General features: G+C 62.7%; 1 protein-coding gene (running past one end of the window). It reads right to left on the bottom strand.

Annotated elements, in window-relative coordinates:
* Window positions 1-114: 114 nt before the first annotated feature.
* Window positions 115-18,395, bottom strand: the 3' portion of a protein-coding gene (locus VXJ35_RS11060) for a tandem-95 repeat protein (protein ID WP_064021595.1). It continues 14,272 nt past the right edge of the window; only the last 18,281 of its 32,553 coding nucleotides appear in the window; the start codon falls outside the window, past its right edge — the gene reads right to left on this strand; its stop codon occupies window positions 115-117.

Raw genomic sequence — 18,395 nt, 5'->3', positions numbered from 1 at the left:
GGCTAGCCGCCCTGCCCTAGCGGCGGTGCAGTGTAAAAATAGCCGACGCCGAGTCCGAACCGCGCCGGCGGGTTCGACCGGCAGCGCGCAACGGGACTCGAGCCAATTATGCTATTAGTGCAATTTCGATTTAATTGGACGTTTGGCCGAAATACTCCAATCGTTGGCTTTGGCCGTGTCTTTTTCCGACGGATTCAACCATTCGCTCAGCCACGGATGTTGGCCGGATTTACCGAGGTCGAAACTTCTGGCACCCTGCCGCAACGCCAGTGTCGGTTGCCGAGCCGGTGCCGGTGCGGCAATTTCGATCAGTCCGTCGGTCGGGTCGGCGCCGGCTACCGGCAACGGATCGACCGTCAGCCAGGTATCGTTCAGCCTGACCGAGACGAAATCCAAGGCCGCAGAGCCTCGCGCACTGGCGGCAACGGCGAAATTCAGCTCGAACAAGACACCATTGCCATCGGCCAAGGGTTTTAGCGCGCTGGCATCGATGCGCAGTTCGCCCGGATTATTCTGCACCACGGTGTAAACGAAGCCGGCGGTCAATGCGGTTTTTTGCACCTCGACCAAGCTCAATTTCTGCGCATCGTAACGTACGGTCATTTGTATCGACTCCAAACCGGCCGTGGTATCGATAGTGACCGGTACCGACACCCGGCTGCCGGCAATTGCCGAGACCGAGCCCAAACTGACTTTAGGGTCCGCGCCGGCGAATACCAGCGGCGGTAGGCCGGCCGGTATCGGCGGAATGTCCTTCTGCGGCGTACCGCCGATTTGGTAGGCCAGTTTCAGCGCATCCGCCGATTGCAATTTGCCGTTCGGATTGACGTCGCCGACGATCAGCGGATCGACCAGCGGCCAGGCACCGAAACCGCTGTCTTGTCGGAGCAGAACCCGATTCATGCGTTGGAAATCCAGCGTGGTGTAATTGGCGTCGCCAGTGACATCGCCGATGAAGGCCACCACATGCAGACCGTCGTCGGTTTTCAACTGCCGGGCGCCACCGTCGAGCGATACGTCGCTCAAACGTAGCATATCCTTGGCGCCGTAAACCGCCGCCGTCGGTACTGTCGCCTCCAGATTACCCAATATCAGCTTGCCGGCCGGCAATGCCACGGCCGCGTTTATCGTTACCCTCAGTTGGCCGGCTACCGTGGTATCGGTCACGACCTGACTGCCAGCCGGCAAATTGCCGCCGGAAAAACCGTTCACAGTCAGCAAAGCCGGATTGTAGTTCAACGTAAACGCCAGGCTCGTGGCGCCGGCGGCATTTTCCAGCGTGATTGGGAAATTAAAATTGGTGGCCGGATTCGCCAGGCTTTGGCCGGGGCCGCGCGCAATTTCGCCGACCGACAATACCGCCGTGTTGGCGTTTACCACCGTGAACAGCTTCAGGTAATTGTCCCCGGCCGTGCCGTCGGCGTTGCCATCCAGCAGCAGACCGTCGAAGCCTTTGAAACCGTCGATACGCGAAGCTAATGTCAGGTTGTAGTTGCCTGCCGCCAACACCCCGCCGGTACGCAGGAAACTGAAACCGGCATGGTCGCTGTCGAGCAGCAAACTACCCGCAACCGGCTTGCCGTCCGGACCGGTCAATACCAAATCGGCCGCGCCCATATTGCTCGGTTCGCCGGTGTAAAGATTCAACACGCTTACGTCGAGCGCTCGGTTGAAACGCACCGCGAATCCGGAATCGGTTTGGACGAAAGACACTACCTTCAGGCTCGCTGCCGCGGTGACATCAATCGTGACCGTGCCTTGAGCACTGCCGCCGAAGCCATCGCGGACGGTATAGCTAAAGCTGGTTTGGCCGGTAAAGCCGTTATTCGACGTAAAACTGAAATGGCCGTCCGGGAAGGCAGTGACGACGCCTTGAGTGCCGGTGATATCGATCGACTGCACCTGCAACGCATCGCCGTCGGCATCGCTGTCGTTCGCCAACAGGCCCGGCGCCGCGATGTTCAAGGTCTGGCCCGCTTGCACGCTGTAACTGTCATTACCTGTAACCGGCGCGGTATTGGTCACGCTGACCGTGACAATACCCAGGGTGCTGCCGCCGAAGCCGTCGATCAGCGTGTACTTGAAGCTGGTATCGCCGCTGAAACCGGCTGTCGGCGTGAAGCTGAAATGGCCGTCGGCGAATGCCGTGACCACACCTTGAGTGCCGGTGATATCGATCGACTGCACCTGCAACGCGTCGCCATCGGCGTCGCTGTCGTTGGCGAGCATTCCAGGCGCCGCAATATTCAAGGTTTGGCCCGGACGCATGCTGTAGCTGTCATTACCGGCTACCGGTGCGGTATTGGTGACGTTGATCGTCACCGTGCCTTGGGCACTGCCGCCGAAGCCATCGATCAGCGTGTACTTGAAGCTGGTATCGCCGCTGAAACCGGCTGTCGGCGTAAAGCTGAAATGGCCGTCGGCGAACGCGGTGACGACGCCTTGAGTGCCGGTAATATCAATCGACTGCACCTGCAACGCGTCGCCGTCGGCATCGCTGTCGTTGGCGAGCATTCCAGGCGCCGCAATATTCAAGGTTTGGCCCGGACGCATGCTGTAGCTGTCATTACCGGCTACCGGTGCGGTATTGGTGACGTTGATCGTCACCGTGCCTTGGGCACTGCCGCCGAAGCCGTCGATCAGCGTGTACTTGAAGCTGGTATCGCCGCTGAAACCGGCTGTCGGCGTGAAGCTGAAATGGCCGTCGGCGAATGCAGTAACCACACCTTGAGTGCCGGTGATATCGATCGACTGCACCTGCAACGCGTCGCCGTCTGCATCGCTGTCGTTGGCGAGCATTCCAGGCGCGGCGATATTCAGGGTTTGGCCCGGACGCATGCTGTAGCTGTCATTACCGGCTACCGGTGCGGTATTGGTGACGCTGATCGTCACCGTGCCTTGGGCGCTGCCGCCGAAGCCGTCGATCAGCGTGTACTTGAAGCTGGTATCGCCGCTGAAACCGGCTGTCGGCGTGAAGCTGAAATGGCCGTCGGCGAATGCAGTAACCACACCTTGAGTGCCGGTGATATCGATCGACTGCACCTGCAACGCGTCGCCGTCGGCGTCGCTGTCGTTGGCGAGCATTCCAGGCGCGGCGATGTTCAAGGTTTGGCCGCCGCGCACGCTGTAGCTATCGTTGCCGGCGACCGGGTTGTCGTTTACCGGCACCACATTGAGGTCGATATCGGCGCTGGTAGTACCGCCCTTGCCGTCGCTGACCGTGATCCGGAAGCTGTCGCTACCGTTAAAGTTTTGGTCCGGCGTATAAGTCAACTGGCGAGTTGCCGGGTTGAAGCCGCTCAGGCTGCCGTGTTGCGGCAAACTGGCGAAATCCACCGTCAACGCATCGCCGTCGGGATCGCCGTAGGCCAACGTAAAGGTCACGGACTGGTCTTCATTGGTGCTGGCGGTTTGGCCGGCCGGCACCACCGGCGCCCGGTTCGGCACGATAACTTTGACGGCCAACGGCGACGAAACGTAGCTGCCGTCTTCGTCGGTGGCCGTGACGGTAACCGCCATTTGTCCACCCTGCGAGTAGGTATGGCTGGCGCCTGAGACGTTACCGGCCAATGCGGTCGTCGAACCGTCGCCCCAATTGACCAGCCAAGCGGAGACGGTATCGGTACCGGGGTCGGTCGCCGAGAAAGTCACTGCGTAAGATTGCCCCAAATCCACGTTGGCCGCGCCGGTCAAGGTTAAGCTCGGCGCGACGTTGCCGACGTTGACGTCGAAGTTGGCCTCGGTCGCCAGCACACCGTCGCTGACCCGTACCATGAAGGTCTGCACGCTGTTGCCATCGGTCGGCGTCCAGCTAAATAAGCCGGTAGCCGAATCGATATTGGCTCCCGCCGGCGGCGTGCCCACCAGACTATAAGTCAGGCTGGCATTGTCCGGATCGTTGGCAGCGATATTAAAGGTCAGCGTGTCGCCTTCGGCCACGTTTTGCGCGGCGATGGCCGGTATCCGCGGCGCGTCGTTGACCGGCCGCACGGTAATCGTCACGGTGGCCGGCGCCGAAGTCAGCGAATTGCCCGGCGAACCGTCGGGATCGCCGCGGTCGGTCACGCTGTAGGTGAAGCTGTCGGTACCTTGGAAATCGGCATCGGGGGTATACGTCCACAAACCGTTACTGCCTTGGATCAGGCTGCCGTGGGCCGGCGCGCTGCCCAGCGCGTAATTCAGTTGCGGCTGTGCCGTTTCCAGATCGGCTGCCGGCAGCAGGATTTGCACTGCCGTATCCTCGTCGGTTGCGGCGCTGGCGCCCAACGCGACCGGAGCGCTGTTGACCGGCAGCACATTGACGATGACATTGCCGTCGTCGGTGCCCAGGCTACCGTCGTCGACGCGGAATTTGAAACTGTCGGTGCCGTTGAAATTGGCATTCGGCGTATAACGTACCGTGCGCGTGGCGGGGTCGAAATCCGACAACGCGCCGTACAACGGCGAGCCGACCAAACTGAAGGACAACGGATCGCCATTCGGATCGGTACCGGCCAGCGTGATCAATACGCTGCTATTTTCGTTGACGCTGGCGACCGCATCGGTTGCAGTCGGCGGTTGGTTGCCGGAGCGGTCTATCGTGAACTCGCGCAGATAATCGCCGCCGGCGACGCCGTCGGCATTGCCGTCCAGCAAATTGCCGGCCGTGTCGAAGATGCCCAAGGTGCCGGACAGGCGCAGCCGGTACTTACCTTCCGCCAATACGCCGTCGGTCAATTGCAGCGTCAAATTGGTTTCCGGGAACGAATAGCCGGGTTTGACCGCAATCCGTGTATCGTCCGGCGTGCCGAAGTTGTTGTCGGCACCGGCCGCCAACAATTCGTAGTTGGCCGGACTGCGGGCGCTGATCCGGTCCAGCGCTTCGCTGAAATCGATCTGCAAACTGCTGAATGCGGCCGAGGTGGTGCCGCCGTCGGCCGGCAATTGGCTGATCGAAACCACTTGCGGAGCGATGGTATCGTTGGAATTGCCGAGAAACTCGTAAGCACCGATATCGTAATAATTCAATCCCGGCGTAGCCGCCCACTCCAGCGAGGCCGCCGCCGACAAATCGCTGACGCCGTCGTAGGGCGCCAGCACGTAGGTTTGGCCGTTGCCCGCAGAGACGCCGACCGTCGGCGTCAAACCGCTCGCGCTCGGACCGTAATCGAAGCGGAAGCGGCCGTCGCTGAACAACGTTACCGAGAAATTGACCGGATTATTGGTGCCTTCGACCACCGCAGCCCAGCGCACGGTTAACTGGTTGGCAACCGTGGCATCGACGTAGACGTCGCGGCTAGTGTCGGCGACCGAGGTCGACAGGTTATCCCACAGCGGCGCGATGCGCACATTGTTGATTAAACCGTCCAGCGTATTACTGTTATTGCCGTTATAGGCGTTGGTCGACGAACCGAACTGGATAAAACCGTTCGAGTTGATATAGGCCGTCGTGTATGTCTTGCCGTAGAACGGGAAGGCGAACGGTATCGTGTAGGTCGTCGCGTAATCGCTTTGCCGCAGGTTGAGCTTGGTACCGACGTTGGCGAAACTGCTGCCGGCTTGGGCAGTGGCGACGTATAACGGTAAGCCATCGCCGCTGTTGGCCACGCTCGGGTCGTCGCGGCGGGCCAGACCGTCGATGTCGGTCGCGGTCGCGGTGTACATATTGGCCGCGTCGATTGCCGCTGAATTGGCGCGCAACCCGAAGTTGTCGTCGAAGCCGTTACCGGCCACCAAACCTTTCTCGCCCAGCACGTTGTCGGCGCCGTCGATGTCCAGGAACAACGGATTTCCGGCCTTGCTATTCGCATCCTTGCTGCTGGCAAGGCGCCAATCGGCCAGGCTGGCCTGTTGCGCCGCGCCCCACAAACCGGTGCGAGCGCCGGCCTGGGTCAGATGGAACAGGTTGTAGTCGGATTGCACCAGGTTGGCAACCGTCGCGGCATTGATACCGAAACCGGCATCGACCATGACGATGTTGTTGTGCAACTGCACGTTACTGCCGCCGCTGCCGATCAGAATCGCATCGCCGACCGGCTGGTACAGCGTATTGCTGCGGGTTACCTGGTTGGCGTCGCTCGCGGTATGGGTACCGGTGAACTGGATACCGATATTGGTATTAGCGTAAACCACGTTGTTCTCGATCGTGGCGTAGCCAGTATCGACCATACCGGTTGAGTTGCTGTAGACCCGGTTGCCGCGCGCGGTCGCCGAATACAGCGAGATGCCGCTCTTGGTGTTGGCGTACACCTCGTTGCCGGCCGCCACAGCGCTATAGGTAACGTTCATGCCGGCATCGTTGTGGTGGACAAAGTTGGCGCTGGCGCGGGCGCTATTAGCAATGACGATACCGTAACGGCCGTTGTTCAACTGGTTGAAAACCTCATTGCCGACGATATCGGTATTGTAATCTGCGTCTATGCCGCTGCCGGCGTTATCGTGGACCTTGTTGCCCTCGATCCGAACCGCGGTGCCGCTGCCGTTGTAGCCGCTGTAGATACCCAATTGCGCATTGCCGTAAACGTCGTTATTCAAAATCCGGGCGCCGGAAGCCAGCACGTGCACGCCGTGGTAAGTGGTGGTACCGAACACTTGCGAGCCGGACAGCGTGAAGTTGTCGTTGCCGGCGTTAATATACAAACCGTATTGGTTGTGTCCCCAGATCCGGCTGTCTGTGATCACGATGCCGTCGGAATCGGCGGAATTGCTGGCGTAAACGCCGATATTGGCGCCGGTGATACCCAGATGGTCTAGCGTGACGCCGTCCGCGCCTTGCAAATCGATGGCGTAGGCACCGGTGTTGACGTTGCCGCGGTCCAGCACGCTGGCGTGTCCGGGCTGCACTGCGCCTTTGATCGTTACGCCGCTATCCTGGCTGCCGAGGACGATGTTGGTCGCCAGGCTGTAGTTGCCGCTGTCGACGTAAATCACGTCGCCGGCATCCAGGTCGTAAGCCCGCAGCAAGGCCGCCAGGCTGGCCATCGGCCGGTTCGGGTCTTTGCCGCTGTTGGCGTTGTCGCCTACCGCCGTGGTGTATTCGTCGCCTACGGTGCTGCCGTCGTTGACGTAATAGGCCTTGCCGGCGTTGGCGATCAAAAAGCCTTCGTCGCTGGTGTCGTTGACGGTGATGCTGCCGCCAATCGGGTTGATCGTCGCGCTGATCCGCAGCAAGGCCGTGTTGCCGACGGTTTCGACGGTCGGGGTCCAGCTGGTTTGGCCGCGGCCGTAACGGTCCATGGTCAAGCCGGTGGCAACGGTGGTCCAGCTGGCGCCGTTGTCGGTCGAGGCTTCCAGGCTCAGTACCGGGTTGGCGACGCCGTTGGCGTTGGCTTGGCGCAGTTCCAGGCCGTTCAGGAAGGCGGCGTTGCTGTTGCTGCGGTTGACCAGTTCGACGTTGAGGCCTTGCCCGCCCGTTACGTTGATGTCGTAGCTCAGCACCAGGGCTTTGTTGATGCCGCCGGCCAAGGCGCGCACGTCGACGTTGCTGGCAACGGTAACGCCATTGGCGACGATGTCGAATAGCCGGCTACCGACCGCAACGTTGCTCGGTTCGGCAAAGTGCAGCACCAGTTGGTAGCCGCCGTCTTGGGCGGCAATGGTGTAGCCGAGTTTGCTGCCCACGCCGCTTTGGGTGTAGGCGTAGCTGCGGTAGACCGCTTCCGGCGCGGCATTGGCGCCGGCGCCGCTCAGGTCGATGGCGGTGCCGGCGGCAATGTTGCCGTAGTAGTTGTTGTTGCCGTCGCTGCGGTAGCCTTGTTGTGCCTGCCAGTTGTCGACGCCGGTGCCGGTGTCTTGGCCGGTATCGAGCAGGAACACGCTGTCGTACGGCAACAGGCCGTCGCTGCGCCAGTTGACGGTGACCGGCACGCCGGTTTCGAATTTCTCCAGGCCGTTCGGGCTCAGAATCTGGATCAATGGATCCGGGCTGACGTTGGCTTGGCTGGTGTTGCCGTAGGCACCCAGGTCGATCCGGCCGCCGTTCGGCCGCGGTTCGCTCAGGTTGGGGCTGTTCGGGTCGCCGCGGTCGATGGCCGGCGAGCTGTTTTGCAGGTGCAGGTCGTCGTCCTGGCCGAAGTCGCCGTTCAGGCGTTCAATCCGCACTGCGTCGGCCAGCACGATGCCGTTGGCCAGGTTGTCCAGCACGACTTTCAGGCTGGCGCCGCTGATGCGCACTACGCCCAGTACGTCCCAGTTGCTGCCGTCGGCGCTATAGCCGTTGGACGCCGAGGCGGCATTGGCATATTGGTTGACCACATCGGAGCCGACCACGACGTCGCCGTCGTAGATGCGGTAGTTGGAGTTGCCGCTGAAGCCGGGCGAGCTTTGCCATTGGTAGGGCCAGGTCGCCGCCACCCGGTAGTAGCCGGCGCTCAGGCCGTCGAAGCTCCAGCTGGCTTGGCTGCTGCCGTCGCCGGCCGCGCTGTTGCGGACGTCGCCGCCGCGCGGCTGGGTGCTGCCGTTGCTGGCCACGGTGGTCCAACTGCCGGTCGTGGCGAAGGTCGGGTCGCCGTCGTCGACGATGCGCGCGCTGCCCGTGACCACGCTGCCGTCCCAGCCGACCACGCCGTCGGCGCCGTCGATGTCGATGAAGCGGGCGTCGGCGCTCAGGCTGTTGCGGTCCTGGCCGACTTCGTAGAACCAGTCGGTGCGGTTGGCGAACGGCCGGTCTTCCCAGTAGGCCAGTTTGGCGCTGGCGCCGAGCATGAACAGGTTGTAGTCGCTCAGGTAGCCTTGTTGGCTGTCGCTGGCGACGTTCAGGGCATAGCCGCTGCCGCGCACGTCGAGGATGTTGTTGCGGATGCGGATATTGGTACTGCTGCCCTGCACTTGGATCGCCGAGGCACTGCCGGTCGCGACGATGGTGTTGTTTTCGACCCGGGTGCGGCTGCCGGATTGGTAGGCGCCGTCCAGTTGCACGCCGGCGCCGCCGTTGGCTTCGATGACGTTGTTGGTCACCAGGTTGTCGTAGGTGCTGACGTAGACGCCGGCGCCGCTGTTGCCGTAAACCCGGTTGCCTTGGGCGGTGCTGCCGTAGTACAGCGTGATGCCGGTGCCGTTGGCCCAGACCCGGTTGTCTTGCACGATGGCGTTGCTGTAGCCGTACAGACCGGTGGTGTTGCCCCAGGCTTGGTTGCCTGTGGCTTGCGCGCCGTAGTAGACGGCGATGCCGTAGGCGCTGCCCCAAACTTCGTTGCCGCGCACTTCGCTGTTGTAGTAGCCGGCGATGTTGGTGCCGCTGGCGTTGTCGAAGGAACGGTTGCCTTGCACCAGAATGCGGTTGTTCCAGCCGTTGTTGACGCTGGCGTTGATGCCGCCGCTGCTGTTGGCGTAGACGCTGTTGTTCAGCACCCGGCCGCGCGAGCCGCTGATGTCGATGCCCCAGCCGCTGTTGCGGGCGATTTCGTTGCCTTCGATCAAGGCATCGCTGCCGTTGACGTAGACGCCGCGGTTGGCGCTGTATTCGACCACGCTGCCGCTCAACACGAAGAAGTCGTTGCTGGTGTCGATGCTGATCGCGTAGTTGTTGTTCCACACCCGGCTGTCGATGAGGCTCAGGTGGTCGCTGTCCTGGCCGTTGGCCGCTTGGATGCCGCCGTAACCGCCAGTGATCGATAAGTGCTCCAGACTGACGTCGTCCGCTCCTTGCAACTCGAATACGTAAGCGCCGCTGTTCTTGTTGCCACGGTCCAAACGCGTCTCGTGTTCCACCGCGCCGCGAATCGTTACGCCACTGTCCTGGCTGCCGAGGACGATGTTGGTCGCCAGGCTGTAGTTGCCGCTGTCGACGTAAATCACGTCGCCGGCATCCAGGTCGTAAGCCCGCAGCAAGGCCGCCAGACTGGCCATAGGCCGGTTCGGGTCTTTGCCGCTGTTGGCGTTGTCGCCTACCGCCGTGGTGTATTCGTCGCCAACCGTGCTGCCGTCGTTGACGTAATACGCCTTGCCGGCGTTGGCGATCAAAAAGCCTTCGTCGCTGGTGTCGTTGACGGTGATGCTGCCGCCAATCGGGTTGATCGTCGCGCTGATCCGCAGCAAGGCCGTGTTGCCGACGGTTTCGACGGTCGGGGTCCAGCTGGTTTGGCCGCGGCCGTAACGGTCCATGGTCAAGCCGGTGGCAACGGTGGTCCAGCTGGCGCCGTTGTCGGTCGAGGCTTCCAGGCTCAGTACCGGGTTGGCGACGCCGTTGGCGTTGGCTTGGCGCAGTTCCAGGCCGTTCAGGAAGGCGGCGTTGCTGTTACTGCGGTTGACCAGTTCGACGTTGAGGCCTTGCCCGCCCGTTACGTTGATGTCGTAGCTCAGCACCAGGGCTTTGTTGATGCCGCCGGCCAAGGCGCGCACGTCGACGTTGCTGGCAACGGTAACGCCATTGGCGACGATGTCGAATAGCCGGCTACCGACCGCAACGTTGCTCGGTTCGGCAAAGTGCAGCACCAGTTGGTAGCCGCCGTCTTGGGCGGCAATGGTGTAGCCGAGTTTGCTGCCCACGCCGCTTTGGGTGTAGGCGTAGCTGCGGTAGACCGCTTCCGGCGCGGCATTGGCGCCGGCGCCGCTCAGGTCGATGGCGGTGCCGGCGGCAATGTTGCCGTCGCTGCGGTAGCCTTGTTGTGCCTGCCAGTTGTCGACGCCGGTGCCGGTGTCTTGGCCGGTATCGAGCAGGAACACGCTGTCGTACGGCAACAGGCCGTCGCTGCGCCAGTTGACGGTGACCGGCACGCCGGTTTCGAATTTCTCCAGGCCGTTCGGGCTCAGAATCTGGATCAATGGATCCGGGCTGACGTTGGCTTGGCTGGTGTTGCCGTAGGCACCCAGGTCGATCCGGCCGCCGTTCGGCCGCGGTTCGCTCAGGTTGGGGCTGTTCGGGTCGCCGCGGTCGATGGCCGGCGAGCTGTTTTGCAGGTGCAGGTCGTCGTCCTGGCCGAAGTCGCCGTTCAGGCGTTCAATCCGCACTGCGTCGGCCAGCACGATGCCGTTGGCCAGGTTGTCCAGCACGACTTTCAGGCTGGCGCCGCTGATGCGCACTACGCCCAGTACGTCCCAGTTGCTGCCGTCGGCGCTATAGCCGTTGGACGCCGAGGCGGCATTGGCATATTGGTTGACCACATCGGAGCCGACCACGACGTCGCCGTCGTAGATGCGGTAGTTGGAGTTGCCGCTGAAGCCGGGCGAGCTTTGCCATTGGTAGGGCCAGGTCGCCGCCACCCGGTAGTAGCCGGCGCTCAGGCCGTCGAAGCTCCAGCTGGCTTGGCTGCTGCCGTCGCCGGCCGCGCTGTTGCGGACGTCGCCGCCGCGCGGCTGGGTGCTGCCGTTGCTGGCCACGGTGGTCCAACTGCCGGTCGTGGCGAAGGTCGGGTCGCCGTCGTCGACGATGCGCGCGCTGCCCGTGACCACGCTGCCGTCCCAGCCGACCACGCCGTCGGCGCCGTCGATGTCGATGAAGCGGGCGTCGGCGCTCAGGCTGTTGCGGTCCTGGCCGACTTCGTAGAACCAGTCGGTGCGGTTGGCGAACGGCCGGTCTTCCCAGTAGGCCAGTTTGGCGCTGGCGCCGAGCATGAACAGGTTGTAGTCGCTCAGGTAGCCTTGTTGGCTGTCGCTGGCGACGTTCAGGGCATAGCCGCTGCCGCGCACGTCGAGGATGTTGTTGCGGATGCGGATATTGGTACTGCTGCCCTGCACTTGGATCGCCGAGGCACTGCCGGTCGCGACGATGGTGTTGTTTTCGACCCGGGTGCGGCTGCCGGATTGGTAGGCGCCGTCCAGTTGCACGCCGGCGCCGCCGTTGGCTTCGATGACGTTGTTGGTCACCAGGTTGTCGTAGGTGCTGACGTAGACGCCGGCGCCGCTGTTGCCGTAAACCCGGTTGCCTTGGGCGGTGCTGCCGTAGTACAGCGTGATGCCGGTGCCGTTGGCCCAGACCCGGTTGTCTTGCACGATGGCGTTGCTGTAGCCGTACAGACCGGTGGTGTTGCCCCAGGCTTGGTTGCCTGTGGCTTGCGCGCCGTAGTAGACGGCGATGCCGTAGGCGCTGCCCCAAACTTCGTTGCCGCGCACTTCGCTGTTGTAGTAGCCGGCGATGTTGGTGCCGCTGGCGTTGTCGAAGGAACGGTTGCCTTGCACCAGTATGCGGTTGTTCCAGCCGTTGCTGACGCTGGCGTTGATGCCGCCGCTGCTGTTGGCGTAGACGCTGTTGTTCAGCACCCGGCCGCGCGAGCCGCTGATGTCGATGCCCCAGCCGCTGTTGCGGGCGATTTCGTTGCCTTCGATCAGGGCATCGGCGCCGTTAACGTAGACACCGCGGTTGTTGCTGTATTCGACTACGCTGCCGCTCAGCACGAAGAAGTCGTTGCTGGTGTCGATGCTGATCGCGTAGTTGTTGTTCCACACCCGGCTGTCGATGAGGCTCAGGTGGTCGCTGTCCTGGCCGTTGGCCGCTTGGATGCCGCCGTAACCGCCAGTGATCGATAAGTGCTCCAGACTGACGTCGTCCGCTCCTTGCAACTCGAATACGTAAGCGCCGCTGTTCTTGTTGCCACGGTCCAAACGCGTCTCGTGTTCCACCGCACCGCGAATCGTTACGCCGCTGTCTTGGGCGGTAACAAAGATGTTGGTGCCCAGGCTGTATAAGCCGGCATCGACCAGCACCACATCGCCCGGTTTCAAATCGTAGGTATCGAGAATTGCACGGATCGACGCCTTCGGTTGGTCCGGCGACAAGCCGTCGTTGGCGTCGTTACCGACCGCGCTGGTGTATTCGTCGCCGGTCAGCGAATTGTCGTTGACGTAGTAGTAAGTGATCGGGGCGATCACCGAGAAATTACTGTCGCTGGCATCGTCTATGGCCGGAACGTCGACCGAACTGATCCGGATTTGGTAATCGCTGGCGGCGTTGAACAGGCCGGCATTCACCGCCCAGTTAAAGCTGCCGTCGTTGGCTTCGCCGCTGGCCAGCGTGGTGAAATCGCCAGCGCTGCCGCCGCGGTATTCGATATTGACGTTGCCGCCGAAGCCGAACGAACGCCAACGGATCTCGACCGTACTGTCCTGGCCGATGCGTTCGCCGCCGTTAGGCGACAACACGGTGATGTACTGCGCCGGGCTGCGGCCGGCCTGGGCCGTGTTGCCGTAAGCACCGATGTTGATGTAACCGCCGTTCGGCGCCGGTTCGTTGGCGTAGGCGTCGCTGGCGCGGCCGCGGTCGATGGCAGCCGATTGCACGGTGGCGGTAAAAGCCGAGGCGGCAACCATGACCGGCTGATTGGTCGCGGTGCTGCGCACCGGCGCCAAACCGCTACCGCCGGCAAAGCCACCGTAAGCGCTGCTTTCGTGGAAATCATCGTCGCGGCCGTCTTGAGTGACATCGACATAACCCAACTGGTTGTCGGCACCATCGGCGTCGGCGAAATGCGGATCGGCCACCAGACTGTTGGCGTCGGTGAACGAGGCGGAGCGCCAACTGGTCAGGTTAGCCCGGTCTATGCCCTGCCATTGGCCGAATACGCCGGAGCTGCGCGGCAGGAACAAGTTGTAATCGGCTTGGAAACCGACTTGGCTGTTGGACGCCACGCTGATGGTATAACCGGTGTCCGCACCGATAATGTTATTGAACACACCGGTGTTGCTGGCGTCGCTGACCCGCAGCGCGTCGCCCAGAGGTTGCACCACGGTGTTATTGATAAAGGTAAAACGGTCGCCGCTGAGCAAGGCCCCGGCTTGGCTATTGGCGTAAATCAGGTTGTTACGGCCGGTACGCGGCGTGTTGTAGTTCTGGCCGACGCGCAAGCCGACCGCATTCGAATAAATTACGTTGCCGACCACATCCGAATTCTCGGTGCGTACGCCGTCGGCGCTGTTAGCGTAAACCCGATTGGTTTCGACGCTGCCGAACCAGGCGTAAATCCCCTGGGTATTGCCGTAGACCACGTTGGAACGAGTGGTGACGTTGCTGTAGCCGTAAATGCCCCAGGCGCCGCTGGTCAGATGGCCATAAACGGTGTTGCCGGCCACCAGCGCGCCGTAGTAGGCGTAGATGCCGCCGTCGCGGTTGTTGTAGACCAGGTTGCCGTTGCCGGCCGCCAGATCGTCGTCGCCGATCCGGGCGATGCCGGCGCTGCTGTTGCTGACGTGGATGCCGGCCCGGTTATTGTAGGACTGGTTACGGACGATGGCCGCCGCGCCCGGTTGGCTGAACTCGAAGCCCCAATCGCTATTGTTGTAGGCGATGTTTGCGCTGGCCGTTTCGATAGCGCCGCTGACGTTGAAACCGTCGCCGGTATTGGCATAAGCCACGGAATTGGTCAGCGAGCGGATGTTGCCGCTGACCACGACGCCGCCGGCCTGGTTGTTGAAGCTGGCCAGATGGTCCAGATCGCCGAACTGCGAGGCGGTGGCGATAGAGATACCCTGCTGGGCGTGGCCGCTGGCGGTCAGGTAACTGGCGCTGAAGCTGTCGGAACCGTCGTGGACGTACAGGCCGCGCTGGGCATTTTGCAAGGTCAAATGGTTAGCGCTGACGAAGTCGGCGTCGTTCAAGTCGATCAAAGCCCGGCTGCGGTCGCCCGGAATGGCCGGGAACAATTTGGCGATCAGGCTGGTGTCGGCCGGGCCGGTGATGGTGAAGCCCTCGTCGCGGCCCATGCCCGGACCCGCGACCAGACTGACGTCGACTGTGCCGGACACCGCGATCGGATCGATCATCGGGTAATCGCCGGTGTCGATATACAGCGTGTCGCCGGCTTTCAGATCGTAGGCGCGGAACACGTTGACCGGATTCGGTTTCGGCGTGGCGGCGGTCTTGCCGGTGTTGCGGTTGTCGCCGACCGCGCCCGGCGTATAGGCATCGCCGACGTTGCTTTGGTCGTCGACGTAATAATTTTGGCCGTCTTCCGGTACGCTGAAGGTTTCCTGGCTACGGTCGATCACCGCCGGCGCATTGACCAGCGAGACCTGGATGCGCAAGCCTTTGGTACCGAAGTCGATACCGCTGTTGGCCGGAATCCAGATGAAATTGCCGTCGTCCGGGGTCGACGCGACGATATTGGTCACGAGCCGCGGACCATCGGCCGTGTCTTGCAACAGATCGATGCGCACCGGCGAATTCGCCAGATTGTTCAGCGTTTCCCAACGGATCGCCACCGGTTCGTTTTTCTCCCAATCGGTGTACATGTCCGGGAAGCGCAATTCGATGCGCGGCGCGGTCGTCGTGGCCGGCTCGTGGGTGCCGGCGCCGTATGCGCCCAGATTGGCGACGTAACTGTCGGCCACCTGGTAGACAAAGCCGGTATCGAACCAAACGTCGTCGCTGCTGCCGCTGTTGCGGTCGGCGGCGAAACGCAATACCGCGAAGCGGGCGCCGACCGGCGCGGTAACTCTGGCGCCGACCAGTTCCCAGCGGTCGGCGGTATTCAACGCCTCGACATCCTGCCGGCGCAACTCGTTGCCGGCCGCGTCGAGGAAAATCAAGGACACGCTACCGGCATCGCGCGGCGCCTCGGCCGCGGCGCGGACCCGGCCGCCGAAGGCTAAGTCCAGCAGGCCGGAATCGATCTGTTGCACCGTGAAACCGGCATTGAGCAAATTGATGTTTTGCTCGGCAAAGCCTTGCTCGATATTGCCGGCGTTGAAATACTGGCTACCTTCGTAAGCCGCCGGCGAGCCGGTTTTGACGGCGCCGCCGTTGTTGACGGTCCAGCCGTTCAGACCTGCTTCGAAGCCGCTGTTGTTGATCAGATTCAGGTAATGCGGCGGTACCGCCTGGTCCAGCAGGACGTTGGAGGCGTCGAGGTCCGGGCTGGTGAAGCGCAAGCCGGCCACCACCTCGTACAAGCGGTAATCGTCGGCCGCCCGGTCGACGAAACGCGGCTCCGCCCATTTCGGATTGACCACGGTGGCGCCGATCGAATGCAAATCGTAGCGGGCCACGTCGGCCTGCCAATCCAATACGTCGGCGAAGTCTTTGGTCCAATAAACCAGTTTGCCGCTGCCGGTTTTGTACAGATTGTTGTAGTCGCTGTAGAAGCCGGATTGCGAGTCGTTGGCGACGTAAATGTCGTATCCGGCTTCCGCCCACAGGATGTTGCCCTGAATCTCGACGTTGGCGCTGGCGCCCTGAATCCGAATGTTGTCGCCGCTGGGCGCGTAGAAGGTGTTTTGGTAAATCCGGATATCGTTGGCACCGGTGATCCGCAATGCCGCGGTGGTATTGCGGTAGATCAGGTTGTGCCAGATTTTCAAACCGCTCATGGCCGAGGTCACGTCGATACCGACGCCGTTGCCGCTGATCCGGCTGTATTGGACGATACCGGTGAAATTGGCGATACCGGTAGTAGCGCCTTCGATCAGGTTGGCCAGATCCAGCGAGGTGCCGCCGATAATGCCGGAGCCGGTCACGCCGACGTTGCCGCCGCGCACGTGCTGTTGCTGGAATTGGGCGGCCACGGCCTGAATGCCGGTCGCGTTGCCGACCAAGTCGTTGACGCCGGAACCGGCCACGAAACCCAAACCGGTACTGTTGCCGGCCACCGTGGTCCGAATGCCGACCGTGTTGTTGCTGATGGTGTTGCCGGCCAATGCCGCTGCGGCATCGTAGCGCACGCCGACGCCGGCATTGGCGATCCGGTTGCCGTCGATCAAGCCGCTGAACGCAGCGGCGATATTCAGACCGGTCGCGCTGGCGCTGATGCTGTTGTCGCGGATGCGGCCGCTGGCTGCGGCGTTTAACTCGATGCCGTTGGTACCTTGGAAATTGTTACGGCTGACGGTCAAATTGCTGACCGCGGCACCGGCTTGCAGATCCAGGCCGGTGACCGCATCGATCCGGTTGGAATCGATCAGTGCAGCATTGACCGCGCCCTGCAGCGTCAGATTGCCGCTCAATTGGTTGGCGGTGATCTGGGCGTTGGCGCCGCCTTGCAGCGTTACCGCGCCGGCTTTGGATTCGGTCAAGGTAAAGCCGTTGGCGCCTTGCACCGTTACCGCGCCGGAAATGTCCAGACCTTGCAGCAGGACATTATTGGCCCCGGCCGCTACCGTCACCGAACCGACGATGCGCGAACCCGGAGCGCCGACGATGGCCACGCCGGCATCGCCGGCTGCAATCGTGACGTCGCCGTTGACGGTGCCGTTGACGACGATGAAGTCGCCGGCGGCCAAATCGTTGCCGTCCAGAATCGCCTGAATGCCGGTGACGCTATTGGCGTAGAAAGTGCGGCTTACCGTCGCGCTCATGCCGCGGGCATGAATTTCCGGCTGGCCGCTGATCGCATCCAGCCAGGCCACGCTGGTCCGGCCGGTTGCGTCGGTGGCGGCAACCAGTTGCGTGGCGATACCGCCGCTGCGGCTGAAACCGCCGGGGCTGGCTTCGCCGGGCAATTCGGCAACGAAATGGCTGCCGTTGTAGCGCATCGCGTACAGATCGGTTGGTTGATTTTCCAGCGGTTGCCGCACCCACAACAAACGCAAAGCATCGCCGCCGGCGCTGAGCGACGGCGAGGCCGGCAATTCCGGTGCGGCGATGGTATCGACCAGCGCCAGAGTGCGGGCCGGGGTATTGGCAAAGGTCGCCACCGCGACGGCGGCGCCTTGGTCGGAATGGGTTTGCCAAGCGGCGAACAACTGGCCGTTGAAATAACTCAAGCTCGGCATCGCGTTGTGGCTGATGCTGCCGGCCAAGTCCGGATCGGCGATGCCGCTGACGCCACTGCCGCTGGCCGAACCGGACAGCGCGTTCCAGGCGCCGCCGCTGAGTTCGCGCAGATAAATTTGGCGGACGCCGGACACCATCTCGCTCCAGGCCACAGCGACCCGGTTACCGTCGCTGGCCAGGACCAGATCGCGCAGATCGGCGCTGAGCGTGCCGCCGGCGATGCCGTTGCCGCTGGCCGAACCGGCCGCGCTTTCCTGCCAGACCCCGCCGACGAAGCTGCGGGCATACAGGCGCTGGGCGCCGGCACTGCCGTCCAGCCACGCGACCACCGGGCCGTTAGCGGTAACCACCAATTTGGCCGCGCCGGCAGTACCGGTCGCGGAAATGCCGGCCTCGGCCCGCGAGGTGCCCAAGGCTTCCCAGGCGCCGGCGGCGGAATTCCAGCGGGCCACGCGAATGTCGCGCTGGCCGTTGTGCTCGGCAGTCCAGGCCACGACGGGCGCGCCGCTGGCGTCTATGGCAATGCTGGGCCGCGCCGCTTCGGCGACGGTTTTGGATACACCGGCGCCGAGCGCATCGCCGCTGGCGCTGCCGCCCAGTTGTACCCAGGCGCCGCCGACCAATTGCGCCACCAAGACTTGCGGGTTGCCGCTGCGGGTGTCGGTCCAGGCAATGAATTGCGAGCCGGACGCCGCTACCGCAATCGCCGGATCGGTGGACAGTCCGCCGCTGCCGGACAAGCCGTCTTCGCCGGCGGCGCCGGCCAGATCGGCCCAGC

The sequence above is a fragment of the Methylomonas sp. DH-1 genome (assembly GCF_046097555.1).
In the GTDB taxonomy this organism is placed as follows: domain Bacteria; phylum Pseudomonadota; class Gammaproteobacteria; order Methylococcales; family Methylomonadaceae; genus Methylomonas; species Methylomonas koyamae.
This window is presented reverse-complemented; position numbering and strand designations above follow the sequence as displayed.